Source organism: Kitasatospora sp. NPDC087314, assembly GCF_044744365.1.
Classification (GTDB): domain Bacteria; phylum Actinomycetota; class Actinomycetes; order Streptomycetales; family Streptomycetaceae; genus Kitasatospora.
The window spans coordinates 534,074-560,262 of sequence record NZ_JBIUYE010000003.1 but is presented as its reverse complement, the minus strand read 5'-3'; the positions used below and the strand labels follow the sequence as shown (position 1 = coordinate 560,262).

Sequence of the window (26,189 nt, the reverse complement as noted above, 5' to 3'; positions counted from 1 at the left end):
CCTGACCTACCCGGACCTGCCCGGCCCGCTATCCCCGGCGCTCGAAGCGCCACCACTGGGTGGCGGAGTCGGTGTCCTCCCACTGGTGGACGGCGAGGTCGGGCGGTGTGGCGGCGGTGAGGGGCTTGCCGCTGATGAAGCTGGTGATGGTGTAGGTGCCCGGGTCGTCCACGTGGGCTTCGAGCAACCACTCCTGGGCGCCGAAGGCGTTGGCGGACCACTGCTGGATGGGGACGCCGTTGTCGGGCGAGGCGCCCGCGACGTCGAGGCGCTTGCCGCTGGCGGCGTTCTCCAGGTGGCGGAGGGCGCCGCCCGGGTGGACGGCGGTGAGCTGCCAGAGCTGGGCGTCGGAGCCGTCGTCCGCGCCCTGGCGGACGCGCGCGCCGCTGCGCCGGCTGCCGTCGGCGACTTCGAGCAGCAGGCCGCTGCCGACGTTGCGGATCAGGTAGCGGCCGTCGGCGATCGCGGTGTCAGTCACGGTCGAAGTCTGCCACCGGGGACCGACAGGCCTCGTGGCCCAGGACGGCCGCCGGGCGATCGCGACCGGCGCGTTCAACCTGGTCGCCCCGGACGGCGCCGGCGCAGAGCGCGGAGCAGGCGTTCCGGTAGGGGCCTGCCTGCCGGCGGTGGAGGCCCGGGCGGCCGCGCCGGACGGCCGGGTTAGGGTCGGAGACCGGAACAGGAAATCGCGAGACAACCTCTACGAGTGGAGTCGACGATGGCGAAGGTCCCGAACGTGCTCTCGGCCGCCGCGCCCGCCGCGCTGACCGCGGCGAGCGGTCTGGTCGGCGGTTACGGCGTCGCGCGCTGGAGCGGCCGGCGCGAACTGGGCGGCGCGGTGCTGGCGGTGGCCGGTGCCGGGGCGGCCGCGCAGTGGCACCGCAGCTCGGGCGCGGCCACCGCGGCGGCGCTGACCGGCCTGTACGTGGCGGCGTTCGGCGGCTCGCACCCGCTGGCGAAGAAGATCGGCGCCTGGCCGTCGGTCTTCGCCGTCACCGGTGTGGTCGCGGCGGCCTCGACGGCCGCGACGGCGCTGGCCGCCCGCAAGCGGTAACCGGCGCAGGCCCTACGACGGACCGCTCGCCGGCCTCGCCCGCCGCGGCCTCACCCACCGGCCCGAGCACGCCTCGCCGGTCTCACCCACCGGCCCGAGCCGACCTCACCGCACCGCCGCGCCGAACCGCGCCTCGAACGCGGCCCGGTTCGCCGAGACCGGTGAGCGGTCCCACACCGCGAACACCACCCGCTCGAAGGCCGCCCCGTACCGGGCCAGCGCGCCCTCGAAGGCCTCGGCGACCTGGCCCGGGTCGTTGCGGAACACCCCGCAGCCCCAGGCCCCGAGCACCAGCGCGCGCACCTCGTGCCGGGCCGCCGCCGCGAGCACCCGGACGGCCCGCTCGGCGAGCACGCCCCGGACGTCCACGTCGGCCGAACGCCGTTCCAGCTGACCGGCGTTGGGCGCGGGCGAGGTCAGGAAAGTGACCGGGTACGGCAGCGCCAACAGGTCACCGCCCCGGCCGCGGACCACCGGCACGTCGGGGGAGACGATCACCCGGTGGCTGTACCGGAGGTCGGTGGAGGCGCGATGCGCCTCGTAGTAGTCCGGCGCCTCCAGCAGGCAGGTGTACAGCAGCGCGCTGCGGCACAGGTCCTCCTCCTGCGCGCGGGCCCCGCGCAGGTAGCCGCCGCCGGGGTTGCGCGCGGAGGCGAAGTTGAGCACCCCGACCGGGCCGGCCCCGTCCTCGACCAGGCGCCGGGCGGCCTCGATGCTCCCCTCGGCCGTCACCTCCACCGGCCCGCGTGGCCCGGGCCCCGGGCCCCCGGCCCGCAGCAGCGCGTCCAGCGCCTCCGGCGTGTACGACACCGTACCGGCCCTGGCGGCCGCCAACTGCTCCCCCGCCGGCACGAGTTCGCCGCCGGATGCCCGGTAGCTCCCCCGCTCGGCGATCTCCTCGTTCACCCGCGCCACGTCATGCAGTCTGCTGCTCATGTCCGGGACGCTACGGGACTTCCGCAGTGGCGCGCCACAGGTTATTCTCAACCACAGAACAACACCTCGGGGGACACGAGGGATACCGGGGGGTATCGGGGGAACGCGAAGGGCCCGCTCCAGTCCATGGAGCGGGCCCTTCGTGTGTGCTCGGCTACGTCGTCCGTGCTCGGCTACCGGTGGTCACCCACCGGCCGTACGGCGTCAGTTCTTCCAGCGCGGCTTGCGGTCGTCGCGGTTGAAGCCGCCACGGTCACGGTCGAAACCGCCCGAGCGGGCGCCACGGTCGTCACGATCGCGGTTGAAGCCACCACCGGAGGCCTGCGGACGGCCACCGGAGCGGTGGTCGTCACGACGCGCGAACGGACGGCTGTTGCTGCCGCCGCGCTCGTCGCGGTCCCGGCCGAAGGACGGGCGGTCACCGAAGGAACGAGCCGGACGGTCACCGAAGGAACGGCCGCCACGGTCGTCACGGTTGAAGCCACCGCGGTCACGGTCGAAGCCACCGGAACGGGCCGGACGGTCACCGAAGGAACGGCCGCCACGGTCGTCCCGGTCACGGTTGAAGCCGCCACGGTCACGGTCGAAACCGCCCGAGCGGGCGCCACGGTCGTCGCGGTCGCGGTTGAAGCCACCACCGGAGCGACGGTCGTCACGGTCACGGTTGAAGCCACCACCGGAACGGCGGTCGTCACGGTCCCGGTCGAAACCACCCGAACGACGGTCGTCACGGTCACGGTTGAAGCCACCACCGGAACGGCGGTCGTCACGGTCCCGGTCGAAACCACCCGAACGACGGTCGTCACGGTCACGGTTGAAGCCACCACCGGAGCGACGGTCGTCCCGGTCCCGGTCGCGGTCCCGGCCGAACGCCGGGCGCTCGGTGCGCGCCTCGCGGTACGACGGCGTGCGCTCCTCGGCCTGCGGCGCGGCGGCCGGAGCCGTCGCCTCGGTGGCCGGAGCCTGCGCAGCGGCCTCGTCGCCCGCCTCGGCGGCCGGGGCCTCGTCCTCGATGCCCAGCTCGGCCCGCTCGCGCGCGGCCCGGGCGGCGAGGCGGTCGGCCTCGTCGCGCAGCTCGGTGGCGCGGCGCTGCGCGCGCTCCAGCTGGCGGGTCATGTCGGCGAGCTCACGCTCGGCGGCACCGGCGATGTTGGCGGCGCTCTCGGCCTGCACCTCGGTGAGCGACCGGGCGCCGGTGATCTTGGCGACCTCGGCGTCGAAGGCGTGGTCGAGGATGTGGCGCGAGGCGTCGACGCCCGCGTCCTCCATCAGGCGGAAGACGCCACGGCGCTGGTGCGGCAGCACCAGGGTGACGACGGCGCCGGAGCGGCCGGCCCGCGCGGTGCGGCCGGAGCGGTGCAGGTAGTCCTTGTGGTCACCGGCCGGGTCCACGTTGAGGACCAGGTCGATGCCGTCGACGTGGATGCCGCGGGCGGCGACGTCGGTGGCGACGACGACGTTGACGTAGCCGTCCTTGAAGTCACCGAGGACCCGGGTACGGGCGCCCTGGGTCATGCCGCCGTGCAGCGCGTCGGCCTTCACGCCGGCCTCGATGAGCTGCTCGGCGACGCGGTCGGCGCCCATCTGGGTGCGGACGAAGATGATCGTGCGGCCCTTGCGGGCGGCGATCGCGTTGGTGATCGGCGCCTTGTCCTTGGGCTTCACCACGAGGATGTGGTGGGTCATGGTGGTGACCGCGCCGGCCGACGGGTCGACCTCGTGGGTGACCGGGTTCTTCAGGTAGCGCTTGACCAGGGTGTCGATCTCGTTCTCCAGGGTGGCGGAGAACAGCAGGCGCTGGCCGCCGGCCGGCACCTGGTCGAGGATCTCGGTGACCTCGGGCAGGAAGCCCATGTCGGCCATCTGGTCGGCCTCGTCGAGCACGACGGTCTTGACGTCGGCGAGCTTGGCGCTGCCGCGGTTCAGCAGGTCGCGCAGACGGCCGGGGGTGGCGACGAGGATGTCGACGCCGCGCTCCAGCGCGTAGATCTGGTTCGACATCGAGGTGCCACCGCAGACGACCTTCAGCTTGAGGCCGAGCACCGAGCCGAACGGCTCCAGGGCGTCGGCCACCTGCATGGCCAGCTCGCGGGTCGGGACGAGGATCAGGCCGCGCGGGTGCTTGGGCTTGGTGCGCTCGCCGTCGGCGAGGCGCGTCAGCAGCGGCAGGCCGAAGCTGAGGGTCTTGCCGGAGCCGGTACGGCCGCGGCCCAGGACGTCCTTGCCGGCCAGTGCGTCCGGGATGGTCGCGGCCTGGATCGGGAACGGGGTGGTGACGCCGCGCTTGGCGAGCGCGCGCACGACGTCGTCGTGCAGGCCCAGGTCGCCGAAGGTGATGGTGGGCTCGGCGTCCTCGGCCTCGGCCTCGGCGTCGACCTCGTCGAGCTCGACGTCGGTGTCGACGTCCTCGACGGTCTCGGTGACGGCGTCGGTCGGCTCGACCTCGACGGCGTCGGGGGTGGATTCGGTGGTGACATCGGCGGCGGACTCGCTCGCGGGCATGGCGAAGCGGGCGTCGTCAACGAGAGACATGCAAAACCTTCCGGAAGTGGCACGCGCCAAAGTCCGGGTTCTGTTTCACAACCGCCTCTATGCGGTCAGCCACGGATCGCCGGAACGCGCCAAGGGCGCCAGATGGGAATAGGGCGCCAGTCAAATGAATCAAACGAACGATCTACCACCATAGAGGACCCCCGGGATCAGAGGCAAATGCCCTGGCCAGCCCCCTAATGCCCACCCGCCCGCGGGCTCGGGGCCGAGGAACCGGAGCTACCGGCCGAGGGCTCCGGGGTCGGCGGGACGGTCGCGGCGGGTGAGGTGTGCCCGGGCTCGGGGGAGGCCGACGGGTGGCTGCTCGGCGAGGCCGACGGCGTGCCCGCCGCTCCGCCGGCGGAGCGGCCGTCGCCGGTGCCGCCCGCGCCCCCGGTGCCTCCGGTGCCCGCCTGACCGCCGGTACCGGCCGACGCACCGGGGCCCGGCCGGGGCGCGGGGCTGGCGCTCACGCCGCCTGCCGAACCGTTCACGCCGGTGGCACCCGGCGCGGCGTCGACGGCGGGCGCCCCCGGCACCGGGACCACGCCGGCAGCCGCGCCGTTCACGCCGGGCGCCACCTCGCCCGCCACCGTGGCCGTCGCCCCACTCGGCGCGTTCTCACCCTGCACGCCCCCCGGACGCTCCGGGCGCCCGGACGCACCCCCCGAGTGCCCGCCGGTCGGCGAGGCCGACGGACCGGCCGTCACCCCCGGCCTGCCCGCCGGACCGACCTGCCCGACCGGCGCCACGCCGCGCTCCTCCTCCGCCCCCGGACCGACCGACATGCACCCCGTCAGCCCCAGCCCGGCCACCGCCAGCACCGCCGCCGCCCGAAGTCCCGCCGCCCGCGGCCCCGCCGGACGAACCGTACGAAGTCCCACCACCCGCACCGAAGCCGTACGCACCGAAGCCACCGAGCTTCCTCTCCACCGCCCCGCCCGGGCCGCCCACTGCTCGCGCGGCCGCTTTTCGGTGCCCAACGCGCGCCCGCCCCGACGGGACACGGGCAGCGCGCCAGGAAGCACCCGGGGCCCCGGCCGTGCCCGCGCGCACGACGCCCGTCGACGCCCCCGCCGACGCCCCGGGCGGACCGGGCGGACCTGGCACCCCGGGCGGACCGGCTCAGCCCCAGAGCGCCGAGGCCAGCCCCGCCCCCGCGTACACCGCGGCCAGCCCCGCCACCACGCCGCCCACCACGTTCGCCAGCGCGTACCGCCCGGACCCGGTCTCGACCAGCCGCAGTGTCTCGTACGAGAACGTCGAGTACGTGGTCAGCGCCCCGCACAGCCCCGTCCCCAGCAGCACCTGGACCTGCGCGGACGCGGCACCCGCCACCACCGCCCCGGTCACCAGGCCGAGCACCAGGCTGCCGACCACGTTCACCGTGAACGTCCCCCAGGGGAACACCGAGTCGTGCCGGGCCTGCACCGCCCGGTCGGTCAGGTACCGCAGCGGCGCCCCGACCACCGCGCCCGCCACCACCAACAGCCAGTTCACCCCGAAGCCCCTTCCCGCCCCACGTACCTGACCACCTCGCAGCGGTCCAGCAGCACCAGCCCCTCCGCCACCAGCCCGTCCAGCTGCGGCAGGAACGCCCGCACCCGCTCCTCCTCGTCCACGATCACCACCGCCACCGGCAGGTCCTCGCTCAGCGACAGCAGCCGTGCCGTGTGCACCAGCGACGACGCCCCGAACCCCTCGATCCCCCGGAACACGCTCGCCCCGGCCAGCCCCGCCGCCCGCGCCCGGTGCACGATCTCGCTGTACAGCGGCTTGTGGTGCCAGCGGTCGTTCTCCCCCACCAGCACGGTCAGCCGCAGCGCCGGCCCGCTCAGCCGGCTCACCGCACACCCCCGGCGCCGCGGCCGATCAGACGCCGCGTCAGGACGGCCGCCGCCCACACCGCGCCGAGCGCGCCCAGCAGCGTCAGGCCCAGGTACGCCAGCCCGATCCCGGGCCGCCCCGCCTCCACCAGCCGCCGGATGTCCACCGCGTACGTCGAGAAGGTGGTGAAGCCGCCCAGCACCCCGGTGCCGAAGAACGGCCGCAGCAGCGGATGCGCCGGACGCCCCTCGGTGATCACCACCAGGAAGACCCCGATCACCGCACAACCGACCACGTTGATCAGCAGCGTCGTCCACGGGAACGCCGTCGGCCCGTTCGCCCAGGCCAGCCCGGCCCCGTACCTCGCCACCGCCCCGATCGCCCCGCCGACCGCGACCACCGCCACGGTCGGCCCCTGCCCCCGCCACACCGGCGGCCGCCTGCGGGCCACCGCTTCGCCGCCCACCGGCCGGGTCCGCGCCGGCCCGTCCACCGTGCCGTCCGAAGTCGCCATAGCCCCATCAAACACCGGCTCCCGCCACCTGGCACACCGTCACTCCAGACCCGACAATGATCCGGTGGAGATGACCCGGGAAGAGTTCGAGACGCTGGTCAGTGACGCCCTCGACCAGATTCCCCCGCAGCTCGCGGCCATGATGGACAACGTCGCCGTCTTCGTCGAGGACGAACCCGACCCCGCCGACCCGGAACTCCTCGGCCTCTACGAGGGCACCCCGCTCACCGAACGCGGCGAGTGGTACGCGGGCGTCCTGCCCGACCGGATCCTCATCTACCGCGGCCCCACCCTCCGGCACTGCGAGACCCACGACCAGGTCGTCGAGGAGGTCCGCACCACGGTCATCCACGAGGTCGCCCACCACTTCGGCTTCGACGACCACGAACTCGACGAACTCGGCTGGTCCTGACCCCCTGCCCGGGCCGCCCCCACCCACCCGGCCGAAACCCGTTTTGGCGATCCGCCCGGCATCCCATATGCTTCTCGACGTCCCCGAACGCTGGAAACAGCGGGACAGGCCGCAAGCCCTCATCGTCTAGTGGCCCAGGACGCCGCCCTTTCAAGGCGGTAGCACGGGTTCGAATCCCGTTGGGGGCACGCAGTACCGTAGTAAAAAGCAGTGCCGCAAGACCTTAGTGGGCAACCACTACAAGGTCCCGTGGAGCAGTTGGTTAGCTCGCCACCCTGTCAAGGTGGAGGTCGCGGGTTCAAGTCCCGTCGGGATCGCTCGTCTCGCAAGAGACGGTGCAGTACGGCCAGGTAGCTCAGTTGGTACGAGCGTCCGCCTGAAAAGCGGAAGGTCGCCGGTTCGACCCCGGCCCTGGCCACCACCGGGAAGCCCCCGCAGCGATTTCGCTGCGGGGGCTTCTTCGTGTCGTTTGACGCCAACGGGACAGCGGACGGTCACCGTCCTCCCCCTCGATAGCGAGTACGTGGCGTACGTGACGTACTTGACGTACTCGGTGGCGGGCGCGACCCTGGTTGTCGGACGAGGAGGCTCCCCATGACAGCAGTCCACTACGAGAGCTACACCGAAGCCCGAGCACACCTGAAGGATCTACTGGACGCAGCCGGGCAGGGCCGGGTTGCGACCGTTCGCCGAGACACCGGCTATGCCGCGGTAGTCGACGCAGGGCGGCTGCGCCACGCCCTCACGCTGCTGTGCCCGTCGAAGGCCCAGGTCGTCGCCGAGGGCGGTGGTTGGTCGGTGTTCTTCCCCGGCCTCCCGGTCGCCGCGGATGGCGGCACGTTCGATGAGGCCATCGACGAGATGGTCGACGCGCTCCGCGAGTATGCGGAGGACTGGCAGGACCGACTCATGAGCGCTCCGAACCACCGCGACAACTGGGGGCTGGTCCAGCTGATCGGTCTGAGCGACGACGCGCAGCTCCGTGATTGGCTGCTCGGAGTCGCGAAGTGACCTGGCCCCAGCCGACGCGCGAGCGACACGAGCAGTTCTGCAAGGTTGAAGGCTGGGATCGCGTACGTGACGCGCGTGGCCGCACCGGCACCCACCACATCACCTATGAGTTCGGGCTCCCCGATGGTCGGATCCTGCGTACGCGAGTGTCGCATCCGGTCGATCGCACCGTGTACGGCGCGAGCATGTGGGCGCACATCCTCCGCGACCAGTTGGACGTGACGGAGGGTGCCTTCTGGCCGTGCGTCCTGGACGGCACACTCCCCGATCGAGGCGCGCCCGCGCCACCACGCGAGGCGCTTCCCGTGGATCTGGTTCACATGCTGATCAACCGCGTCGGACTCACCGAGGATCAGGTCGCCGCGCTGAACAAGGACCAGGCGATCGCGCGACTCCAGCAGTTCTGGACCGAGGGCCACTGACGCCAGTTGCTGGATGGCCGCCTGAGCCGCTGGTGTCTCTCCGCGCGCCCCGCAATCGGGAAGAACGGGCGTCAGCCCCGCAGGGCCCGGTCTTCGAGCCGGCGCAGCAGGCCGGGCAGGTGCCGGTAGCGGTCGCGAAGCCCGGCCAGCCGCTGCCGGAACTCAAGGCCACGGACGACGGAATCACCCGAACCGACGCATACCGCGCCTCGGGATCGGCCTGAAAAGCGGAAGGTCGCCGGTTCGACCCCGGCCCTGGCCACCATCGGGAAGCCCCCGCAGCGATTTCGCTGCGGGGGCTTTCGCCGTTCCGGCGTCACCTCACGCAGCTGCCAACCGATCCGTCACCCACCGCTCCGTGGCCGGGCGTTCCGTGGCCGGTGAGGCGGGTGGTGAGCCAGTCGGCGGTGGCGGGGAGCCAGTCGGGGAGGGCCGTGCCCAGCAGGTGGTTGCCGTGCGGGACGAGCAGGAGTTCGGCGTCGGGGGCCTGCTCGACCAGGGCGGTGGCGGCGGTGACGCCGGGGATGCGGTCCTCGCCGCCCTCGACCACGAGGAGCGGGGTGGTGATCGCGGGGGCGAGGGCGGTCAGATCCACCCGGCGGACGAAGGCGCGGGCGGCGTCGAGGCCGCCACAGCGCTGGGCGAGGGTCGCGGTGACGAACGGGACGAGGGCGTCCCAGTCCAGCCGGTACGGGCCGCTGACCAGGGCGGCGGCCCGGATGCGGGGCTCGTGGGCGGCGGCCGTGGCGGCGTAGTAGCCGCCCAGGCTGAGGCCGATCACCGCCGTCCGGGCCAGGTCCAGGCGACTCCCGGCGCCCAGGGCGCCCAGGGCGTCGAGGGCGCGGCCGACGACGCGGTGGTAGTCCGGTTCCGGCGTGCTGGTGGTGGCCAGCACGCCCTGCCCGGGGCCGTCGATCGCGAGGACGGCGAGGTCGCGGGCCAGCAGTGCCTCGGCGACCGCGTGGAACTCCTCCTTGCCGGAGTCCATCCCCGGCACGACCACCACCACCGGTGAGCGGCCCCCGGTGGCCGCCGCCGGGCGGCGCAGCCAGCCCGCGAAGCCCTCGCCCTCGACGCGTTCCGCGTCCGGGTCGAGGAGGGCCAGCGCACGTCGCATCGCCCCGTCAGCCTCGGCGGCGGTGCGGGCGGCGGCGGCCCGGTCGGGGTGCGGGAGCAGCCCGGCGGCGTGGAACCAGCGGGCGGCCGCCCGGTGGCTGCTGCCGGCCGTGACGGTACGGCCCCCGGCCGCGGCGCGGTCGGCGGCCTCGGTGTAGCGGTGGCCGGCGGCGCGGCAGGCGGCCGGCCAGTCGCGCAGGGAGGTCAGCGGGGCGGTCACCCGGGTGTACTCGTACGGGTCGAGGCCGGCGCCGTGGGCACGCGGGCGGTTCTCCTCGACGAAGGCGGCCAGGAGGCCGGGGGCGTCGAGGAAGCTCAGGTCGGGGGTGTCGGACATCGGGGGTTCCCTTCTTCGGTCCTCAGGGCCTGTCCGGCCCGACTCGGTCAGGCGACGGTCAGCACGGCCTTGCCGCGGATCCGGCGCTCGCGCAGGTCGGTGAGGACGGCGGCGGTCTCGCTCCAGGGCGCGACCCGGCCGAGTTCCGGGGTGAGCCTGCCCTCCCCCGCCAGGCGCACCAGGGTGGCCAGGTCCTCGCCGTCCGGCACGTCGGAGTCGGCGTAGTGGAAGTGCCGCAGGGTGGCGGACTCCGGGCCGGCGAAGAAGTCGAAGAAGTCGAGGGTGACGGGCGTCCGGGAGGCCTGGCCGAACCAGATCAGGGTGCCGCGCCGGGCCAGCCTGGCGAGCGCCAGCGGCAGGGCGGCGCCGCCGGTGGACTCCAGCACCAGGTCGTACGGGCCGCGCGCCGCGCCGATTTCGTGGACCACCTCGGCCGCGCCCAGCTCGGCCAGCCGGCGGCCGCGCTCCGGCGAGGCGGTGACCGCGGTCAGCTCGGCGCCGCCGGCGGCGGCCAGTTCGGTGACGTAGTGCCCGACGCCGCCGGAGGCCCCGGTCAGCAGCACCCGGCGCCCGGCCAGCGCGCCCGCGGTACGGAGCAGGCGCAGCGCGGTGAGGCCCGCGAGCGGGAGGGCGGCGGCGCGGACGGCGTCCAGGGTGTCGGGCAGTTCGGCGAGCGAGGAGGTCGGCACGGCCACGTACTCGGCCCAGCCCCCGGCCGGCGGGTGGCCGACCACCCGCCGGCAGACGGCCGGCCCCGAGCCGTCGGCGGCGGCCTGGACGACCAGCCCGGCGACGTCCTTGCCCGGCCGCCAGCCGGGGCGGGGTGCCTCCAGCTGGAAGGTCTCACCCCGGTTCACCGAGAACGCCTCGACCTTCACCAGGGCCTCCCCCGGCCCCGGCCGCGGCTGCCCGACCTCGGCGAACCCGACCGGCGCAGCCGCCGACCCCGTCCCCACCAGCGCCCTCATCCCGCTCAGCCTCCCTCGACACCGCCCCGGCCCCTCCGGCCCCGGCACACCCCCACCCCACCGCGCGGTCCCGCCCCCGGTCCAACAACCCCGGCGCGGCAACGACAACCATCGGTTGTGGAGCCGAGACCCGCCGCCACGCAGGCGGGGGCTTGAGGACAGGCCCTAGGGTGGGCGGCCATGGATCTTGATCTCGCGCAGGTGCGGGCGTTCGTGGCGGCCGCGGAGGAGTTGCACTTCGGCCGGGCGGCGGGGCGGTTGGGGATCACCCAACAGGCGGTGTCGAAGCGGGTGTCCCGGTTGGAGGGGGCGCTCGGGGTACGGCTGCTGGAGCGGGACGCGCGGGGGGTGGGGCTGACCGGGGCGGGGCGGCGGTTCCTGGGGCCGGCTCGGCGGGTGCTGGAGCAGGGGGACCGGGCGGTGGCGGCGGTGGGGTGTGCCGAGCGGCCGCTGCGGATCGACGTCTGGGGGCATCTGTACGCGCCGATGCGGACGGTCGCGCAGGCGGTCGGCGGGGCGCCGGGCCTGGAGGTGGAGCCGGTGCCGGGCCGGGACCTGCCGTCGGTCGCGGCGGCGCTGCGGCGCGGGGAGTCGGATGCCGGGTTCGGCCGGGTGCACGCGCTGCCGGACCGCGGTGACGCCGGGTTGAGGCACCGGCTGGTGCGGCTGGAGCCGGTGGACGCACTGCTGAGCACCGACCACCCGCTGGCCGACCGGGACGTGCTGAGTCCGGCGGAGCTGCGGAGCAGTGTGCTGCGCTACCCGGCGGCCGTGGACCGGCTGGACTTCCTGACCCGCTTCGCGGCCCGGTTCGAGGTCACCGAGCGGGTCGGTTCGACCAACCTGGGACTGGAGCACTTCGTCGAGCAGGTCCGCACCGATCCGTCCTGCTTCTCGCTCGTACCCGCCGACTGCCCGCTGCCGGAGGTCCATTCCGGCCCGGGCCGCCCGGGGGTGCGGACGGTGCCGCTGGCCGACCCGACGCCGCTCTACGCGTGGTCCCTGCTGTGGCGCGAGGACGGGGGCGCCGCCGATCCCCACCCCTGGCTGGAACCGCTGCTGCGGGCGTTCGCCGCGGAGGCCCGCAGCAGCCGGTGGCTGGAGTACGACCCGGCCCGCGACTGGCTGCCGGACGCCGACCAGGCCGCGCTCAACCCGTGAGCCGTCTGCTCAGCCCGTGAGAGGCCGTGGCCGAGGCGGCGGCTCAGGAGGAGCGGAACCAGCTCACCTCGGAGCTCAGCACTGCTCCGTCCGCCCCGTAGTACGTGTAGGTGTCCGCTTGGGCACCCGGCTTCTTGGCGATGGCGTACCAACGCGTCGGGGAGTCCCCGACGGTGACCGGCACCGCCTCGGTGGAACCGCCGTTGTCCCAGGTGACCACGATCTTCGCGACGTCGGGCCGGGCGGCGGCGATCACGACCGGCGCGGTGCCCATCTCGCCGCCCTTGAACCCGAGCATCGACCCCGAGGGCGAGATGCTGCCGGTGGTCGAGTCCGCGCCCGGTGTCCCCGGAGCGGGCGTGTCGTGCACCGTGTCGTCCACCTGGCGCTTGCCGTCCACGGTGAGGTAGAGGTTCACCAGGTCGAGGTCGGGGTGCCAGCCGCGGTCGATGTCCGTCTGAGTGGTCTTCGGCAGCTGCGGGATCGCGGTGTGCCGGTCCTCCCAGATCAGCTGGGCCTGCCGGAAGGCGTCCTCCTTGGTGGCGGTCGCCGGCCACAGGGCCGTCCACGCCTGCCACTGCCTGCCCGCCGCGGTTCCGTGGCCGACCATGGTCCGGATCGGTGTGAACGGATCCCGCACGGCGACGGTCGGGGCGGCCGCGACCGGCGCGGAAGCCGGGGCCGCCGCCGTGACCGACGAAGCCGCCGCCACCTCCACCGCTCCCGCGCCGCGCCCGAGCCCGCGCTCGAGCCCACCGAGCGCCGTCCCCCCGCCGACGACCGCCGCGACCAGCACCGCGACCGCTCCGCTGGTCAGCAACCGCCGACGCCGCAGCCGCCGCCGTCCCCCGGCGACCAGCCGGTCGTACGGGATCGCCCCGCCCTCGACGCTCCCGGCCAGTTCGCCCAGCCCGCGTGCCGCCGCGGCCTCGACCCCGCCCTCGTAACCGGCCCCGCCCTCGACCCCGACCCCGCCCTCGTACCCGGCCCCGACCATGTCCTCGTTGCTCATCTTCCGCCTCCGATGCTCGTCAGCCCGCTGAGTGAGGAGGCCGCCCGCAGCTTGGCCAGCCCCCTGGCCGCCTGGCTCTTCACCGTCCCGACCGAACAGCCCATCGCCGAGGCGGTCTGGGTCTCGGTGAGGTCCTCCCAGTACCGCAGCACGACGGCCTGCCGCTGCCGGGGCGGCAGCGTGCCGAGGGCGGCGAGCAGCGCGGCCCGGTCGTCCGGGTCGGGCCCGGCCGGCGCGGCCCGGTCGGGGACGGCGGTGACCAGTTCCTCGGACGCCCTGCGACGGAACCGCCGGGCGTGCTCGTTGATCAGGATCCGGCGCACGTAGGCGTGCGGGTCGTCGGCCGCCCGGACCCGGCCCCAGGCGACGTACGCCCGCTCCAGGGCCTGCTGGACCAGGTCCTCGGCGCTGTGCCGGTCCCCCGCGAGCAGGTACGCCGTCCTGAGCAGCCGCGTCCACGCGCTGCCGGTGAACGCGCGGAACTCCTCGTCCCGCGCGGCCTTCTGGGCTCCCATGAGCACCTCCTCATCCCCCCAGAGCCCGGAACGGCCCCGAACCGTTGCCCGGCTCCGCCGGGCCGACGGGAACCGTTCCCACCCCGACCCGACCCGCCGTTCGCGCTCGGCCGTCGGCGACTGTGACACTGGAGGAGCTCGAAAACCGAGGTGCGCACCGCCGCACCTCCTTGCGAACCTAGAGGGATGCCCGCAGTGAGTTCTCCCGCAGTCCAGTCCGCCCCCGCACCCGCCGAGGGTCCCGGCATCGGTGAGCTGGCCGCCCGCCTGCCCGAGCTGACCCTGCGCGACCAGGTGCGGATCGGGCGCCGGCTGGAGGGGGCCCGTCGGGTCCGCAAGCCCGAGGCCCGGCAGAAGGTCGCCGCCGAGATCGCGGCCGACATCGACCGCGCCGAGCTGCTGGTCGAGCAGCGCCGCGGCGCCGTCCCGACCATCACCTATCCCGCCGAGCTGCCGGTCAGCCAGAAGAAGGACGAGATCCTGGCGGCCATCCGGGACCACCAGGTGGTGATCGTCGCGGGCGAGACCGGCTCCGGCAAGACCACCCAGATCCCGAAGATCTGTCTGGAGCTGGGCCGCGGCGTGCGCGGCCTGGTCGGCCACACCCAGCCGCGCCGGATCGCCGCCCGCACGGTCGCCGAGCGGGTCGCGGAGGAGCTGAACAGCCCGCTGGGCGAGGCCGTCGGCTGGAAGGTCCGGTTCACCGACCAGGTCGGCCAGGACACCCTGGTCAAGCTGATGACGGACGGCATCCTGCTCGCGGAGATCCAGACCGACCGCGAGCTGCGCCAGTACGACACCCTGATCATCGACGAGGCGCACGAGCGCAGTCTGAACATCGACTTCATCCTCGGCTACGTCAAACAGCTGCTGCCCCGCCGCCCCGACCTCAAGGTCGTGATCACCTCCGCGACCATCGACCCGGAGCGCTTCTCCCGGCACTTCGGCGACGCCCCGATCATCGAGGTCTCCGGCCGCACCTACCCGGTGGAGGTCCGGTACCGCCCGGTCCTGGACGAGGACGACGCCGACGAGGCGACGGACGTCGACCGCGACCGGGACCAGATCCAGGCGATCTGCGACGCGGCCAAGGAGCTGCAGGCCGAGGGCCCGGGCGACATCCTGGTCTTCCTCTCCGGCGAGCGCGAGATCCGCGACACCGCCGACGCCCTGGACCGGCTGAAGCTGAAGTCCACCGAGGTCCTGCCGCTGTACGCCCGGCTGAGCTCGGCCGAGCAGCACCGGGTGTTCCAGCGCTCCGGCAGCCGCCGGATCGTCCTCGCCACCAACGTCGCCGAGACCAGCCTCACCGTCCCCGGCATCAAGTACGTGATCGACCCGGGCACCGCCCGGATCTCCCGCTACAGCCACCGCACCAAGGTGCAGCGGCTGCCGATCGAGGCGATCAGCCAGGCCAGCGCCAACCAGCGCAAGGGCCGCTGCGGCCGCACCTCGGACGGCATCTGCATCCGGCTGTACTCGGAGGAGGACTTCCTCTCCCGCCCCGAGTTCACCGACGCCGAGATCCTGCGCACCAACCTGGCCTCGGTGATCCTGCAGATGACGGCGGCCGGCCTCGGCGACATCGCCGCCTTCCCGTTCCTGGACCCGCCGGACTCGCGCAACATCAAGGACGGCGTGCACCTGCTGCACGAGCTGGGTGCGCTGAACCCGGAGGAGAAGGACCCGCGCAAGCGCCTCACCCCGCTCGGCCGCCAACTGGCCCAGCTCCCGGTGGACCCGCGGATGGCCCGGATGGTGCTGGAGGCCGACAAGAACGGCTGCGTGCGCGACGTGATGGTGATCGCCGCCGCGCTCTCCATCCAGGACCCGCGCGAGCGCCCCGCCGAGAAGCGCCAGGCCGCCGACGAGCGGCACCGCCGGTTCACCTCGGAGAGCTCCGACTTCCTCGCCTACCTGGCGATGTGGCGCTACGTCCGGGAGCAGCAGAAGGAGCTCTCCTCCTCGGCCTTCCGCCGGATGTGCAAGGCCGAGTTCCTGAACTACCTGCGGATACGGGAGTGGCAGGACGTCTACACCCAGCTGCGCACGGTCGCCAAGCAGTTGGGCGTCACCATCGAGGAGCCGCGCGAGGACGCCGAGCCGGACGCCGACCGGATCCACCAGTCGCTGCTGGCCGGCCTGCTCTCCCACATCGGCCTGTTCGACGTGGAGAAGCGCGAGTACGGCGGCGCGCGCGGGGCCCGGTTCGCGGTCTTCCCGGGCTCCGGCCTGTTCAAGAAGCCGCCGCGCTGGGTGATGTCGGCCGAGCTGGTCGAGACGTCCCGGCTGTGGGCGCGGATCAACGCGAAGATCGAGCCGGAGTGGGTGGAGCCGCTGGCCGGCCACCTGATCAAGCGCGGCTACAGCGAGCCGCACTGGGAGAAGAAGGCCGGCGCCGTCCTGGCGTACGAGCGGGTGACCCTCTACGGGATGCCGATCGTCGCCCAGCGCAAGGTCAACTACGGCCGGATCGACCCGGAGCTCTGCCGCGAGCTGTTCATCCGCAACGCGCTGGTCGAGGGCGACTGGGAGACCCACCACCGGTTCTTCGCCGAGAACCGCAAGCTGCTCGGCGAGGTCGAGGAGCTGGAGAACCGGGCCCGCCGCCGGGACATCCTGGTCGACGACCAGACCCTGTTCGACTTCTACGACAGCCGGCTGCCGGAGGAGATCGTCTCCACCAGGCACTTCGACTCCTGGTGGAAGAAGGCCCGGCACGAGCAGCCGGACCTGCTCAACTTCGAGAAGTCGATGCTGATCAACGACTCGGCGGACGGCGTCACCGAGGCGGACTACCCGGACCACTGGCAGCAGGGCAAGCTCCGCTTCCGGCTGACCTACCAGTTCGAACCGGGCAGCGACGCGGACGGCGTCACCGTCCACATCCCGCTGCCGGTGCTCAACCAGGTCACCGCGGAGGGCTTCGACTGGCAGATCCCGGGCCTGCGCGAGGAGCTGGTCACCGCCTACATCAAGTCGCTGCCCAAGGCGGTCCGGCGCAACTTCGTCCCGGCCCCGGACTTCGCCAAGGCCGCGCTGCGTCAGGTGAAGGACCGCCAGGAACCGCTGCTGCCGACCCTGGAACACGTCCTCAAGCGGCTGACGGCGATCACCGTCCCGCCGGAGGCCTGGGACGACGAGCGGGTGCCGGACCACCTCAAGGTGACCTTCCGGGTGGTGGACGGCAAGAAGAAGCTCGCCGAGTCCAAGGACCTGGAGGAGCTGCGGCTGCGGCTCAAGCCGAAGCTCAAGGAGACGCTGTCCTCGGCGGCCTCCGGCCAGGGCATCGAGCAGAGCGGGCTGGCCGCCTGGCCGAGCGGCCTGCCCGTCCTCCAGCGCACCTTCGAGCAGCGCTCCCGCGGCCACTCGCTGCGCGCCTACCCGGCCCTGGTGGACGAGCGGGAGGCCGTCGGCGTCAAGCTGTTCGACACCCCGGAGGCGCAGACGCAGGCGATGTGGGAGGGCACCCGGCGGCTGCTGATGCTGTCCACCACCTCCCCGGCCAAGTCGATCCAGGGCCGGCTGGGCAACCAGGCGAAGCTGGCGCTGTCGTACAACCCGCACGGCTCGGTCAACGCCCTGTTCGAGGACGTGGTGGCCTGTGCGACGGACCGGCTGATGACCCTGGCCGGTGGCCCGGCCTGGGACGAGGCGGCCTTCGGCAAGCTCCACGACAAGGTGCGGGCGGACCTGTACGACCTGTCCGCGGACACCACGCTGAAGACGGCCACCGCGCTGATCGCCTTCCACAAGGCCTCGACCCGGCTGAAGTCGGTGAGCAGCCCGGTGCTGCTGAACGCGGTGAACGACATCCGGCTGCACCTGGCCTCGCTGGTGCACCCGGGCTTCGTCACGGACACCGGCTGGCAGCGGCTGCCGGACCTCAAGCGCTACCTGCTGGCGGTGGACCGCCGGCTGGAGGCGCTGCCCAACCACCCGCAGCGGGACGCCCAGCAGCTGCTGAAGGTCCAGCAGGTGCAGCAGGAGTACGGGGAGCTGCTGGCGGCGGTGCCGGCCGGGCGGCAGCCGTCCGCGGAGGTGCGGGCGATCCGCTGGATGATCGAGGAGCTGCGGGTCAGTTTCTTCGCCCAGTCGCTGGGCACGCCGAGCCCGGTCTCGGAGAAGCGGATCACCAAGGCGATGGAGGCGGCCAGGGCCACGCTCTGAGCTGGGCGCGGCCTCCTCGGGGGCCCTCAGGTGCCAGTTCGACCTGGGGGCCCACCATGGGCTACGATCTGTCTTGTTCGCAGCGCGGCAAGCGAGTGAACGAGATCAGAAAACTCTGGTCCCGTGGAGCAGTTGGTTAGCTCGCCACCCTGTCAAGGTGGAGGTCGCGGGTTCAAGTCCCGTCGGGATCGCCGCAGTGCGAGAGGCCCGGAACCGTCAGGTTCCGGGCCTCTCGCTTTTGACCGTCCGGCTTCTATCCCGGACTAGGTATAGACCACAAGCGACAGACGGCGTGACGGTCGTCACTTATCTTTTCCTCAGAACCCCCCTGCACCACCCCCACCACGACCTCACTAATTTAATATGTAAAATTGTACAGCCATTAACTGTAAATCCCCCCCGCCACATGCGCATCGAATCGTTATCCGGAGTTCAACATTCCGTACGTTCCCCCGGGTACCGGCGGGCATGGCAAAGGGGCCGCTTACCGGACCCGGCGGAGTCCGGTAAGCGGCCCCTTCAAAGAGCCTTTGGCCTATCAGGCCTCAGTGCGCTGAGCGGGAATCCCGGCCAGCAGAGCGCGCACCTCCGCCTCGCGGTAACGGCGGTGACCGCCGAGCGTGCGAATGGACGTCAGCTTGCCCGCCTTGGCCCAGCGGGTAACCGTCTTCGGGTCCACGCGGAACATGGTGGCAACCTCTGCCGGCGTCAGCAGGGGCTCAGCATCAGGGGTACGAGCGGTCATGAGCGGCCTCCTCGGGAGAACCGAACCAGGGCGGTTCTATCCTTCAAATTCTGCACCTTGGCCCGCGATGCCCGAAATGGCATAGACGGGCCGAGTCGGTTATAGGACGAACGGCTTGTCCTGGTGTCTACAACTACACCATCCGTCCAGCCCTATCGACCAAACCGCCAAAATTGACCCCTCACGGGTTCAAGACCGACGGATGGCGATGGACCACCCCATAACGGGCAGTCACGCGGCCGTGACGCCCGGTTACGAAGGGACCAGACCCTCCGTTTCCCCGCAAAGCACGCATCGACTCCAGAACCACCCAAAAGTGGGCACGCTCACGTGAAGTTGGGCTGGTTGTCCCATTTTTGCACATAGGGGTAAGTTCGCGTCAACGGTGAGTAGTGTCACGTTCGACAGCTATTGACCCGAACCGGGACCTTGGTCATCACGCTCGGGCCGTAGGACTCTTCCAGTCATACACGGGCCGTCGGACATCAGTTCGCGTACCTCAGCGCCAGCACCCGCCGCCACCGCACCGTCAGTTCCCCGTACGCGCGCAGCGCCTCCGCGGTGTCCCCCGCCCGCAGCGCGCGCAGCCCCTCCTCCAGCTCCCCCGCCGAACGGTCCGCCAACAACCGCTCCGGCCCCAGCAGATGCACCAGCCCCCCGTAGTCCAGCTCCACCAGCGAGCGCGGATGGAACTCCTCCAGCCACCGCCCGATCCGCTCCGCCCCCCGGACCAGTTCCCCGTCCGGCACCTCCTCACGCAGCGCCCGGAAGGCCCGCGCCACCCGGCGCCGCGCCTGCGCCATCGGCACCAGGTAGAACAGCGCCGCCGCCCGCCCCGGCTTGCCCGGCTCCCCCGCCGGCACGAAGCAGCGGTCCTCGTCCCCGAACGGCAGGAACCAGCGCACCGGCACCTCCCACCGGCTGGTCAGGATCCACGGCCGGGCGTCCGGGTGCCCGGCCCGCCAGCGCTCCCGGTCCGTCTCGGCGGCCGCCCGGGCCACCGGCGGCACCGCGGTGTCCAGCAGCGCCACCGGCGCCGCCGCCCGCAACTCCTCCAGCGCCTGCCAGCTGCGCAGCCTGGTCGCCCACGGACAGACGTACAGCACGCCGTCCAGCACCCGTACGTAGGCCCGCTCGCTCTCCCGCTCGGGCAGCGCCCGGGGCGTCCGGGCGGCCAGCTCCGCCAGTGCCTCCCGCTGCTCCTCCAGGACGGCCGACGCCACCGGCTGCGCCGCCTCGACGGCGTCCGGCCCGTGCTCCGCCGCGTAGGCCTGCCAGCGCGCCCGCTCCGGCTCCGGATAGGCGGCCAGCGGCTCGTAGACCCGCAGGTGGGCGGCGTAGGGCGGCAGTACCGAGGTGCGTACGACGGTCACGTCCTGCATCGTCGCACGCGCCGCCCGACCCGGGGAGGGCGCGCCCCCGAACCGTTCGCGCCCGCACCGCGCACCCGCTCCGTCTCACTCCTCGGACGGCCGGTACGAGCTCGGACAAGAGGGCGGATCGGCGGCGGTCCCACGACTACGCTTCGCCTTAGGCGCCCGCACCACAGCAGGCGGGCCTTCGATACTGGAGTCACCACAGTGACCGACGTACAGACATCCGCCACGCACCCCGCACCCGGAGTGCTCAGCAGGATCTTCCGTACCGAGCAGGACGGCGCCCCCGGCGACGGCCACGAGCAGGTCGTCCTCTGCCACGACCGCAGCTCCGGACTCAAGGCGATCATCGCCATCCACTCCACCGCACTGGGCCCGGCCCTCGGCGGCACCCGCTTCTTCCCGTACGCCTCCGAGGAGGCGGCCCTGGAGGACGCGCTCAACCTGTCCCGCGGCATGTCCTACAAGAACGCGCTGGCCGGGCTCGACCTCGGCGGCGGCAAGGCCGTCATCATCGGCGACCCGAACAAGGACAAGAACGAGGCCATGCTCCGGGCCTACGGGCGCTTCGTGGAGTCCCTGCGCGGCCGCTACATCACCGCCTGCGACGTGGGCACCTACGTGCAGGACATGGACGTCATCGCGCGCGAGACCGAGTTCGTGACCGGCCGCTCGCCCGAGCACGGCGGCGCCGGCGACTCCTCCATCCTGACCGCCTTCGGCGTCTTCCAGGGCATGCGCGCCACCGCCCAGGCCCGCTGGGGCCAGCCGACCCTGCGCGGCAAGCGGGTCGGCGTCGCGGGCGTCGGCAAGGTCGGCCACTACCTGGTCGGCCACCTCGTCGCGGACGGCGCCAGCGTCGTCATCACCGACGTCTCCGAGGCCGCCGTCAACCGCGTTCGCGCGGCCCACCCGGAGGTGGAGGTCGTCGCCGACACCGCCGCCCTGCTCCAGGCCCGGCTGGACGTCTACGCCCCCTGCGCCCTGGGCGGCGCGCTGACCGACGCCACGGTGGCCGCGCTCGGCGAGCTCGGCACCGCGATCGTCTGCGGCGCGGCCAACAACCAGCTGGCCCACCCGGGCGTCGAGAAGGACCTCGCCGACCGCGGCATCCTCTACGCGCCGGACTACCTGGTGAACTCCGGCGGCGTGATCCAGGTCGCCGACGAGATCGAGGGCTTCAACTTCGAGCGGGCCAAGAACAAGGCCACCAAGATCTTCGACACCACCCTGGAGATCTTCACCCGGGCCGCCTCCGACGGCGTCCCGCCGGCGGTCGCCGCCGACCGTCTGGCCGAGAAGCGGATGCGCGAGATCAGCGCGCTGCGCACGGTCCTGCTGCCGGGTGCCCGCCGCGCCTGATCCGGCGCCCCGCGGAGCCCCGATGCGCGGGGGACGGGTGAACCCCTCCGTCCCCCGCGCATCACGATGTGGAACCGGATTCTCACTTCTGCGCCCGATCGGGTGATCCGAGGTCCCCCTTGGGGGGATAATCGGTCCTGGAACGACGGACCTCAGACACCTCCGGACAGCGCGCAAACTGCCGCAAAACCTCCCCTGACCTGGGAAGACCTGGTCTCGGGTGCAGTCGGTGCGCGCCACGTCACACCGACGACGTACCGTCCAGCGGCGGAAACAGGTACCGTTAATGCTCCAAGGGACGGTCCTCCCATTCGGGCAGGCCGGTCCTGATCATGAACACGTGTCAGACTCGGGGCCGTGAGCCCCATCGTTGAGGGGGTCGACCCATGGGGCGCGGCCGGGCCAAGGCCAAGCAGACGAAGGTCGCCCGCGAGCTGAAGTACAACAGCGGCGGGTTTGACGCTAACCGTCTGTCCAACGAGCTGGGCGTATCGCCGTCCACCGCTTCGATCGACCCCGAGCCGATCGAGGAGGAGGAGGACGACGACCCGTACGCGGAGTACGCCGCCCGCTACGCCGACCTCGACGACGAGGACGACACCGAGCCGGGCACCGGGCCGTCGCAGGCCTCCCGCCGCTCGTAGTCAGCAGTTCTGCCGGCCGGTCCGGGCGCCCAGGGCGCCGGGCCGGTCTTCGGCGTTCCCGCGGACCGGTGCCGCCCGCGGACGGTAGAACGACGAAGAGGGCCCCTCCGGTGCGCCGGAGGGGCCCTCTCGTCGTCGGGCCGGGCTTCAGCCCGCCGTGAATCCCTCGTAGGCGTTGTAGAGCGCCGCGCCGCCCTCGTGCCCGTCGGTGCGCTCGACGATGTCGCCGAGCAGCCAGGACTCGACGCCGCGGTCCTCCAGGATCGCCAGCACGACGTCCACCGAGGACGGCGGGACGACCGCGACCATGCCGACGCCCATGTTGAGCGTCTTCTCGATCTCCAGGGTGGCCACCTTGCCGACCTCGGCGACGGTCTGGAAGACCGGCAGCGGGGTCCAGGTGCCGCGGTCCAGGCGGGCGTGCAGGCCGTCCGGGACGACCCGGGCCAGGTTGGCCGCCAGGCCGCCGCCGGTGACGTGCGAGAAGGCGTGGATCTCGGTGGCGCGGGTGAGCGCCAGGCAGTCCAGCGAGTAGATCCGGGTCGGCTCCAGCAGCTCCTCGCCGAGGGTGCGGCCGAACTCCTCGACCTTGCGGTCCAGCTTCCAGCCGGCCTCGTTCAGCAGCACGTGGCGGACCAGCGAGTACCCGTTGGAGTGCAGGCCGGAGGCGGCCATCGCGATCACCACGTCGCCGGCCCGCACGCGGTCCGCACCGAGCAGCGCGTCGGCCTCGACCACACCGGTGCCGGCGCCCGCGACGTCGTACTCGTCCGGGCCGAGCAGGCCCGGGTGCTCGGCGGTCTCGCCGCCGACCAGGGCGCAGCCGGCCAGGGCGCAGCCCTCGGCGATGCCCTTGACGATCGCGGCGACCCGCTCCGGCACGACCTTGCCGACGCAGATGTAGTCGGTCATGAACAGCGGCTCGGCGCCGCACACCACCAGGTCGTCGACGACCATGCCGACCAGGTCGTGGCCGATGGTGTCGTGCTTGTCCATGGCGGCCGCGATGGCCACCTTGGTCCCCACGCCGTCGGTGGCCGAGGCCAGCAGCGGCCGCTCGTAACGCTTGAAGGCGGACGCGTCGAAGAGGCCGGCGAAGCCGCCGAGACCGCCGACCACCTCGGGGCGGTTGGCCTTCTTCACCCACTGCTTCATGAGCTCGACGGCGCGGTCGCCCGCCTCGATGTCGACGCCGGCGGCGGCGTAGGTGGCGCCGTTCTGGTTGCTGCTGGTCACTGCGGCCCTTTCGGGTCTGTGGTGGGGGTCGGAACAGCGGTGGGGTCCCGGTTCGCGGGACCCCACCGTGGGTTCTTTACGGGCGGCGCAGCGCGTCGGCCGCGCCCGCCCCGCCGAGCAGCGACTGGACGCCGTCCAGGTCGCTGCCGCTGGTCGGCTTGCCGCGCACGGCCGGCGGCTGCTGGCCGCCCTTGATCTCGGCCTCCAGCAGGAGCTTGCCGAGCAGCGCCGGGTCCGGCAGCTCCATCGGGTACTCGCCGTCGAAGCAGGCCCGGCAGAGCCGGTCCTTGGGCTGCTTGGTGGCCTCGATCATGCCGTCGATCGAGATGTACGAGAGGGAGTCCGCGCCGAGCGTGCGGCCGATCTCCTCGATGGTCATGCCGTTGGCGATCAGCTCCGCGCGGGTGGCGAAGTCGATGCCGAAGAAGCACGGCCACTTGACCGGCGGCGAGGAGATCCGGATGTGGACCTCGGCGGCGCCCGCCTCGCGGAGCATCTTGACCAGGGCGCGCTGGGTGTTGCCGCGGACGATCGAGTCGTCGACCACGACCAGGCGCTTGCCCTGGATGACCTCGCGCAGCGGGTTGAGCTTGAGCCGGATGCCGAGTTGACGGATGGTCTGGCTGGGCTGGATGAAGGTGCGGCCCACGTAGGCGTTCTTCACCAGGCCGGAGCCGTACGGGATCCCGCTGGCCTCGGCGTAGCCGATCGCGGCGGGCGTGCCGGACTCCGGCGTCGCTATCACCAGGTCGGCCTCGACGGGCGCCTCCTTCGCCAGGCGGCGGCCCATCTCCACCCGGGAGAGGTGCACGTTGCGCCCGGCGATGCTGGTGTCGGGGCGGGCCAGGTAGACGTACTCGAACACGCAGCCCTTGGGCTTCGCCTCGGCGAAGCGGGAACTGCGCATGCCGTTCTCGTCGATGGCGATCAGCTCGCCGGGCTCGACCTCGCGGATGAAGGAGGCGCCGCAGATGTCCAGTGCCGCCGTCTCGGAGGCGACCACCCAGCCGCGCTCCAGCCGGCCGAGCACCAGCGGGCGGATGCCCTGCGGGTCACGGGCGGCGTAGAGGGTGTGCTCGTCCATGAAGACGAGCGAGAAGGCGCCCTTGACCTTGGGCAGCACGACCTTGGCCGTCTCCTCGATGGAGAGGTCCGGGTGGCCGGCGAGCAGCGCCGTCACCAGGTCGGTGTCGTTGGTCGCGGCGGTGCGCCCGGAGCGGGAGACGTGCTCCTCGCCGGGCAGTTCGGCGACCATGGCCGCCAGTTCGGCGGTGTTCACCAGGTTTCCGTTGTGCCCGAGGGCCAGCGAACCGTGCACGGTCGCGCGGAAGGTCGGCTGGGCGTTCTCCCAGACCGAGGAACCGGTGGTCGAGTAGCGGGCGTGTCCGACGGCAATATGCCCGTGCAACGACCCCAGCGAGGCCTCGTCGAAGACCTGGGAGACGAGCCCCATGTCCTTGAAGACGAGAATCTGGGAGCCGTTGCTCACTGCGATGCCCGCGGATTCCTGACCGCGGTGCTGCAGGGCGTAAAGGCCGAAGAACGTGAGCTTGGCGACCTCCTCGCCGGGAGCCCAGACACCGAAGACGCCGCAAGCGTCCTGGGGGCCTTTCTCACCGGGAAGAAGATCGTGGTTGAGTCTTCCGTCACCACGTGGCACGTCTTCGAGTCTAGGGCAGTGCGCACGGGCTTCCGGAACCCGGGCGGCCGGGATTGTCCGGCGATCGATCGGTAACGCGCGTAGACAAAACCCCTTACCAAGTGGGGATTTCGGGTGGGGGGAATTCCGGCCGGTGGCGGTTGGCCTTGCGGTTCGCGCCTGTTGGGGCGTTCCGTGTGCGGAGTGCCGGGGGGCGGGGAGGTGACGAACGTGAGCCTGCTCACCCGGGGTTCACCCCGGCTTCACGCGGCGGGCAGCAGCAGGCCCCAGGCGCCCGGATGTGCCGTCCAGGTGCGGGCGCGGACCGGGCCGACGGGGTGGCCGTCCGCCTCGTAGCCGAAGCCGCGCCCGACCACCGAGACGCTCGCCGCCCGGGCGCGCACCAGTGCGCCGGGCGCGCGGACCACCACCTCCAGCACGCCCCCGCCGTCCGACTCACCGCCCGGCAGCGTCACCTGGACCAGCCGCACCGGCCGGTGCACGTCCGCGAGCAGCCGGCCGTCGGCCTCGACCCGGATCCGGGGGTGGTGCTCGGCGGAGGGCCGGCCGTCCGCCGTGAGTGCGTTCGCCTGCTCGGCCGCAGCCAGTTTCGCCCATAGCGAACGCCAGCCACCCGTACGGCCGCCCGGCCGACGCGCCCCGGCGCCGGTGATCCGCACCCCGCCCAGCGCCACCCCGCCGCCGTCGTCCACCAGCAGGTCGAACTTGCGCGACGCGCCCGACAGCACCGCCCGCGCGGCCCGGACCGGCTCGCCCGGCACACCGAGCGCGCGGGCCGCCGCCAGCTCCTCCGAGCGGCCGACCGGAACCATGCCCACCGGATCCGCGCCCAGCTCACGCTGCCGGTACAGGGCTTGGAGCACCCGTTGCAGCGCGAGGTCGGAACCGATCACCACCGGGCGCCGCCGGCCCCGGTGCGAAAGCACCCGATCGAGTTCGGAAGGACTCTCCGGGTAGACCACCTTGACGTCCGCACCCCCGCAGAGCACGTCCTTCGCGATCCGCACCGACTCGCCGTCGGTCTGCCGGGCCGCCGAGTCGAGGAGCAGCAGGAGCGGCTCGGGGCCGCCGGTTGCGGGCGTGGACAGGGACGACACGACCGGTCCTTCCTCAGGTAATCTCTCGGTGCAAGAGCCCCTTGCGCTACTGCGCCAGGGGCTTCGTCTATCTCGGGGCAGACTG

23 protein-coding genes and 4 tRNA genes are annotated in these 26,189 nt (G+C 72.7%); 12 read left to right on the top strand and 15 right to left on the bottom strand.

Going from position 1 to position 26,189, the window contains the following annotated elements; all coding sequences use genetic code 11:
- Nucleotides 1-28: 28 nt before the first annotated feature.
- On the bottom strand, nt 29-556 hold the full coding sequence (locus tag ACIO5E_RS09065) for an RICIN domain-containing protein (protein WP_400665236.1): 528 nt from the start codon (nt 554-556) through the stop codon (nt 29-31).
- 162 nt (nt 557-718) lie between these two features.
- On the opposite strand from ACIO5E_RS09065, the gene ACIO5E_RS09060 reads away from it, so the two are divergent.
- Nucleotides 719-1,054 carry a hypothetical protein gene (locus tag ACIO5E_RS09060; RefSeq protein WP_063348325.1) on the top strand — a complete coding sequence of 112 codons (336 nt, stop codon included), beginning with the start codon at nt 719-721 and terminating at the stop codon, nt 1,052-1,054.
- A gap of 105 nt (nt 1,055-1,159) precedes the next feature.
- Here the strand turns inward: ACIO5E_RS09060 and ACIO5E_RS09055 are convergent, their stop codons facing one another.
- The 5 genes from ACIO5E_RS09055 to crcB (ACIO5E_RS09035) all read right to left on the bottom strand — a co-directional run bounded on the left by ACIO5E_RS09055 (nt 1,160) and on the right by crcB (ACIO5E_RS09035) (nt 6,860).
- Nucleotides 1,160-1,990 carry a TIGR02452 family protein gene (locus ACIO5E_RS09055; protein ID WP_400665235.1) on the bottom strand — a complete coding sequence of 277 codons (831 nt, stop codon included), beginning with the start codon at nt 1,988-1,990 and terminating at the stop codon, nt 1,160-1,162.
- Nucleotides 1,991-2,194: 204 nt separating this feature from the next.
- The gene (locus ACIO5E_RS09050) at nt 2,195-4,522 is read right to left on the bottom strand and encodes a DEAD/DEAH box helicase (RefSeq protein ID WP_400665234.1); all 2,328 of its coding nucleotides are present in this window, start codon (nt 4,520-4,522) and stop codon (nt 2,195-2,197) included.
- A 1,122-nt stretch (nt 4,523-5,644) separates the two neighbouring features.
- Nucleotides 5,645-6,019, bottom strand: coding sequence for a fluoride efflux transporter CrcB (gene crcB / locus ACIO5E_RS09045; protein WP_400665233.1), 375 nt, complete (start codon nt 6,017-6,019; stop codon nt 5,645-5,647).
- Nucleotides 6,016-6,366, bottom strand: coding sequence for a DUF190 domain-containing protein (locus ACIO5E_RS09040; RefSeq protein ID WP_280674051.1), 351 nt, complete (start codon nt 6,364-6,366; stop codon nt 6,016-6,018). Before ACIO5E_RS09040 ends, crcB (ACIO5E_RS09045) begins: the two co-directional genes overlap by 4 nt.
- A complete protein-coding gene (gene crcB, locus ACIO5E_RS09035; RefSeq protein ID WP_400665232.1) occupies nt 6,363-6,860 on the bottom strand; it encodes a fluoride efflux transporter CrcB in 498 nt (165 codons plus the stop codon). The genes ACIO5E_RS09040 and crcB (ACIO5E_RS09035) overlap by 4 nt, the downstream gene beginning before the upstream one ends.
- Nucleotides 6,861-6,930: 70 nt before the next feature.
- On the opposite strand from crcB (ACIO5E_RS09035), the gene ACIO5E_RS09030 reads away from it, so the two are divergent.
- The 6 genes from ACIO5E_RS09030 to ACIO5E_RS09005 all read left to right on the top strand — a co-directional run bounded on the left by ACIO5E_RS09030 (nt 6,931) and on the right by ACIO5E_RS09005 (nt 8,705).
- Nucleotides 6,931-7,272, top strand: a complete 342-nt coding sequence (locus ACIO5E_RS09030; protein WP_280674049.1) for a metallopeptidase family protein — start codon at nt 6,931-6,933, stop codon at nt 7,270-7,272.
- Between the two features lie 115 nt (nt 7,273-7,387).
- A tRNA-Glu gene (locus tag ACIO5E_RS09025) sits at nt 7,388-7,460 on the top strand.
- A gap of 55 nt (nt 7,461-7,515) precedes the next feature.
- Nucleotides 7,516-7,589 (top strand) — tRNA-Asp (locus tag ACIO5E_RS09020).
- Between the two features lie 27 nt (nt 7,590-7,616).
- A tRNA-Phe gene (locus tag ACIO5E_RS09015) sits at nt 7,617-7,693 on the top strand.
- Between the two features lie 173 nt (nt 7,694-7,866).
- Nucleotides 7,867-8,283: a prevent-host-death protein gene (locus ACIO5E_RS09010; RefSeq protein ID WP_400665231.1), complete on the top strand. Its 417-nt coding sequence runs from the start codon at nt 7,867-7,869 to the stop codon at nt 8,281-8,283.
- Nucleotides 8,280-8,705: a cytotoxic translational repressor of toxin-antitoxin stability system gene (locus tag ACIO5E_RS09005; RefSeq protein ID WP_400665230.1), complete on the top strand. Its 426-nt coding sequence runs from the start codon at nt 8,280-8,282 to the stop codon at nt 8,703-8,705. Before ACIO5E_RS09010 ends, ACIO5E_RS09005 begins: the two co-directional genes overlap by 4 nt.
- A 316-nt stretch (nt 8,706-9,021) precedes the next feature.
- Here the strand turns inward: ACIO5E_RS09005 and ACIO5E_RS09000 are convergent, their stop codons facing one another.
- Nucleotides 9,022-10,158, bottom strand: a complete 1,137-nt coding sequence (locus ACIO5E_RS09000; RefSeq protein ID WP_400665228.1) for an alpha/beta hydrolase family protein — start codon at nt 10,156-10,158, stop codon at nt 9,022-9,024.
- A 47-nt stretch (nt 10,159-10,205) separates the two neighbouring features.
- Nucleotides 10,206-11,126 (bottom strand): zinc-binding dehydrogenase, encoded by a 921-nt coding sequence (locus ACIO5E_RS08995; RefSeq protein WP_400665227.1) that lies wholly within the window; start codon nt 11,124-11,126, stop codon nt 10,206-10,208.
- Between the two features lie 180 nt (nt 11,127-11,306).
- On the opposite strand from ACIO5E_RS08995, the gene ACIO5E_RS08990 reads away from it, so the two are divergent.
- The gene (locus ACIO5E_RS08990; RefSeq protein ID WP_400665226.1) at nt 11,307-12,287 is read left to right on the top strand and encodes a LysR family transcriptional regulator; all 981 of its coding nucleotides are present in this window, start codon (nt 11,307-11,309) and stop codon (nt 12,285-12,287) included.
- A 43-nt stretch (nt 12,288-12,330) separates the two neighbouring features.
- Here the strand turns inward: ACIO5E_RS08990 and ACIO5E_RS08985 are convergent, their stop codons facing one another.
- The gene (locus ACIO5E_RS08985) at nt 12,331-13,299 is read right to left on the bottom strand and encodes a hypothetical protein (RefSeq protein ID WP_400665225.1); all 969 of its coding nucleotides are present in this window, start codon (nt 13,297-13,299) and stop codon (nt 12,331-12,333) included.
- Complete coding sequence (locus ACIO5E_RS08980; RefSeq protein WP_400665224.1) at nt 13,296-13,814, bottom strand: SigE family RNA polymerase sigma factor; 519 nt, start codon at nt 13,812-13,814, stop codon at nt 13,296-13,298. The genes ACIO5E_RS08985 and ACIO5E_RS08980 overlap by 4 nt, the downstream gene beginning before the upstream one ends.
- A gap of 186 nt (nt 13,815-14,000) precedes the next feature.
- Here ACIO5E_RS08980 and hrpA point away from each other — a divergent pair, with 186 nt between their 5' ends.
- Together hrpA and ACIO5E_RS08970 are read left to right on the top strand one after the other, a co-directional pair.
- Nucleotides 14,001-17,984: an ATP-dependent RNA helicase HrpA gene (gene hrpA / locus ACIO5E_RS08975; RefSeq protein WP_400665223.1), complete on the top strand. Its 3,984-nt coding sequence runs from the start codon at nt 14,001-14,003 to the stop codon at nt 17,982-17,984.
- 117 nt (nt 17,985-18,101) lie between these two features.
- A tRNA-Asp gene (locus ACIO5E_RS08970) sits at nt 18,102-18,175 on the top strand.
- A 347-nt stretch (nt 18,176-18,522) separates the two neighbouring features.
- On the opposite strand, the gene bldC is transcribed toward ACIO5E_RS08970, so the two are convergent.
- Both bldC and ACIO5E_RS08960 read right to left on the bottom strand, forming a co-directional pair.
- A complete protein-coding gene (gene bldC / locus ACIO5E_RS08965) occupies nt 18,523-18,729 on the bottom strand; it encodes a developmental transcriptional regulator BldC (RefSeq protein WP_014137253.1) in 207 nt (68 codons plus the stop codon).
- A gap of 485 nt (nt 18,730-19,214) precedes the next feature.
- On the bottom strand, nt 19,215-20,111 hold the full coding sequence (locus ACIO5E_RS08960) for a hypothetical protein (RefSeq protein ID WP_400665222.1): 897 nt from the start codon (nt 20,109-20,111) through the stop codon (nt 19,215-19,217).
- Nucleotides 20,112-20,309: 198 nt separating this feature from the next.
- On the opposite strand from ACIO5E_RS08960, the gene ACIO5E_RS08955 reads away from it, so the two are divergent.
- Together ACIO5E_RS08955 and ACIO5E_RS08950 are read left to right on the top strand one after the other, a co-directional pair.
- Entirely contained in the window at nt 20,310-21,467 is a 1,158-nt protein-coding gene (locus ACIO5E_RS08955; protein WP_400665221.1) for a Glu/Leu/Phe/Val dehydrogenase dimerization domain-containing protein, read from the top strand.
- A 386-nt stretch (nt 21,468-21,853) separates the two neighbouring features.
- Entirely contained in the window at nt 21,854-22,111 is a 258-nt protein-coding gene (locus ACIO5E_RS08950; RefSeq protein WP_280674041.1) for a DUF3073 domain-containing protein, read from the top strand.
- A 147-nt stretch (nt 22,112-22,258) separates the two neighbouring features.
- Here ACIO5E_RS08950 and purM read toward each other — a convergent pair whose 3' ends face one another.
- The 3 genes from purM to ACIO5E_RS08935 form a co-directional block, all read right to left on the bottom strand.
- Nucleotides 22,259-23,347, bottom strand: a complete 1,089-nt coding sequence (gene purM, locus ACIO5E_RS08945) for a phosphoribosylformylglycinamidine cyclo-ligase (RefSeq protein WP_280674040.1) — start codon at nt 23,345-23,347, stop codon at nt 22,259-22,261.
- A 76-nt stretch (nt 23,348-23,423) separates the two neighbouring features.
- Nucleotides 23,424-25,007, bottom strand: a complete 1,584-nt coding sequence (purF, locus tag ACIO5E_RS08940) for an amidophosphoribosyltransferase (protein ID WP_280674039.1) — start codon at nt 25,005-25,007, stop codon at nt 23,424-23,426.
- Nucleotides 25,008-25,249: 242 nt separating this feature from the next.
- A complete protein-coding gene (locus tag ACIO5E_RS08935; protein WP_400665220.1) occupies nt 25,250-26,104 on the bottom strand; it encodes a diacylglycerol kinase in 855 nt (284 codons plus the stop codon).
- Between the last annotated feature and the right edge of the window lie 85 nt (nt 26,105-26,189).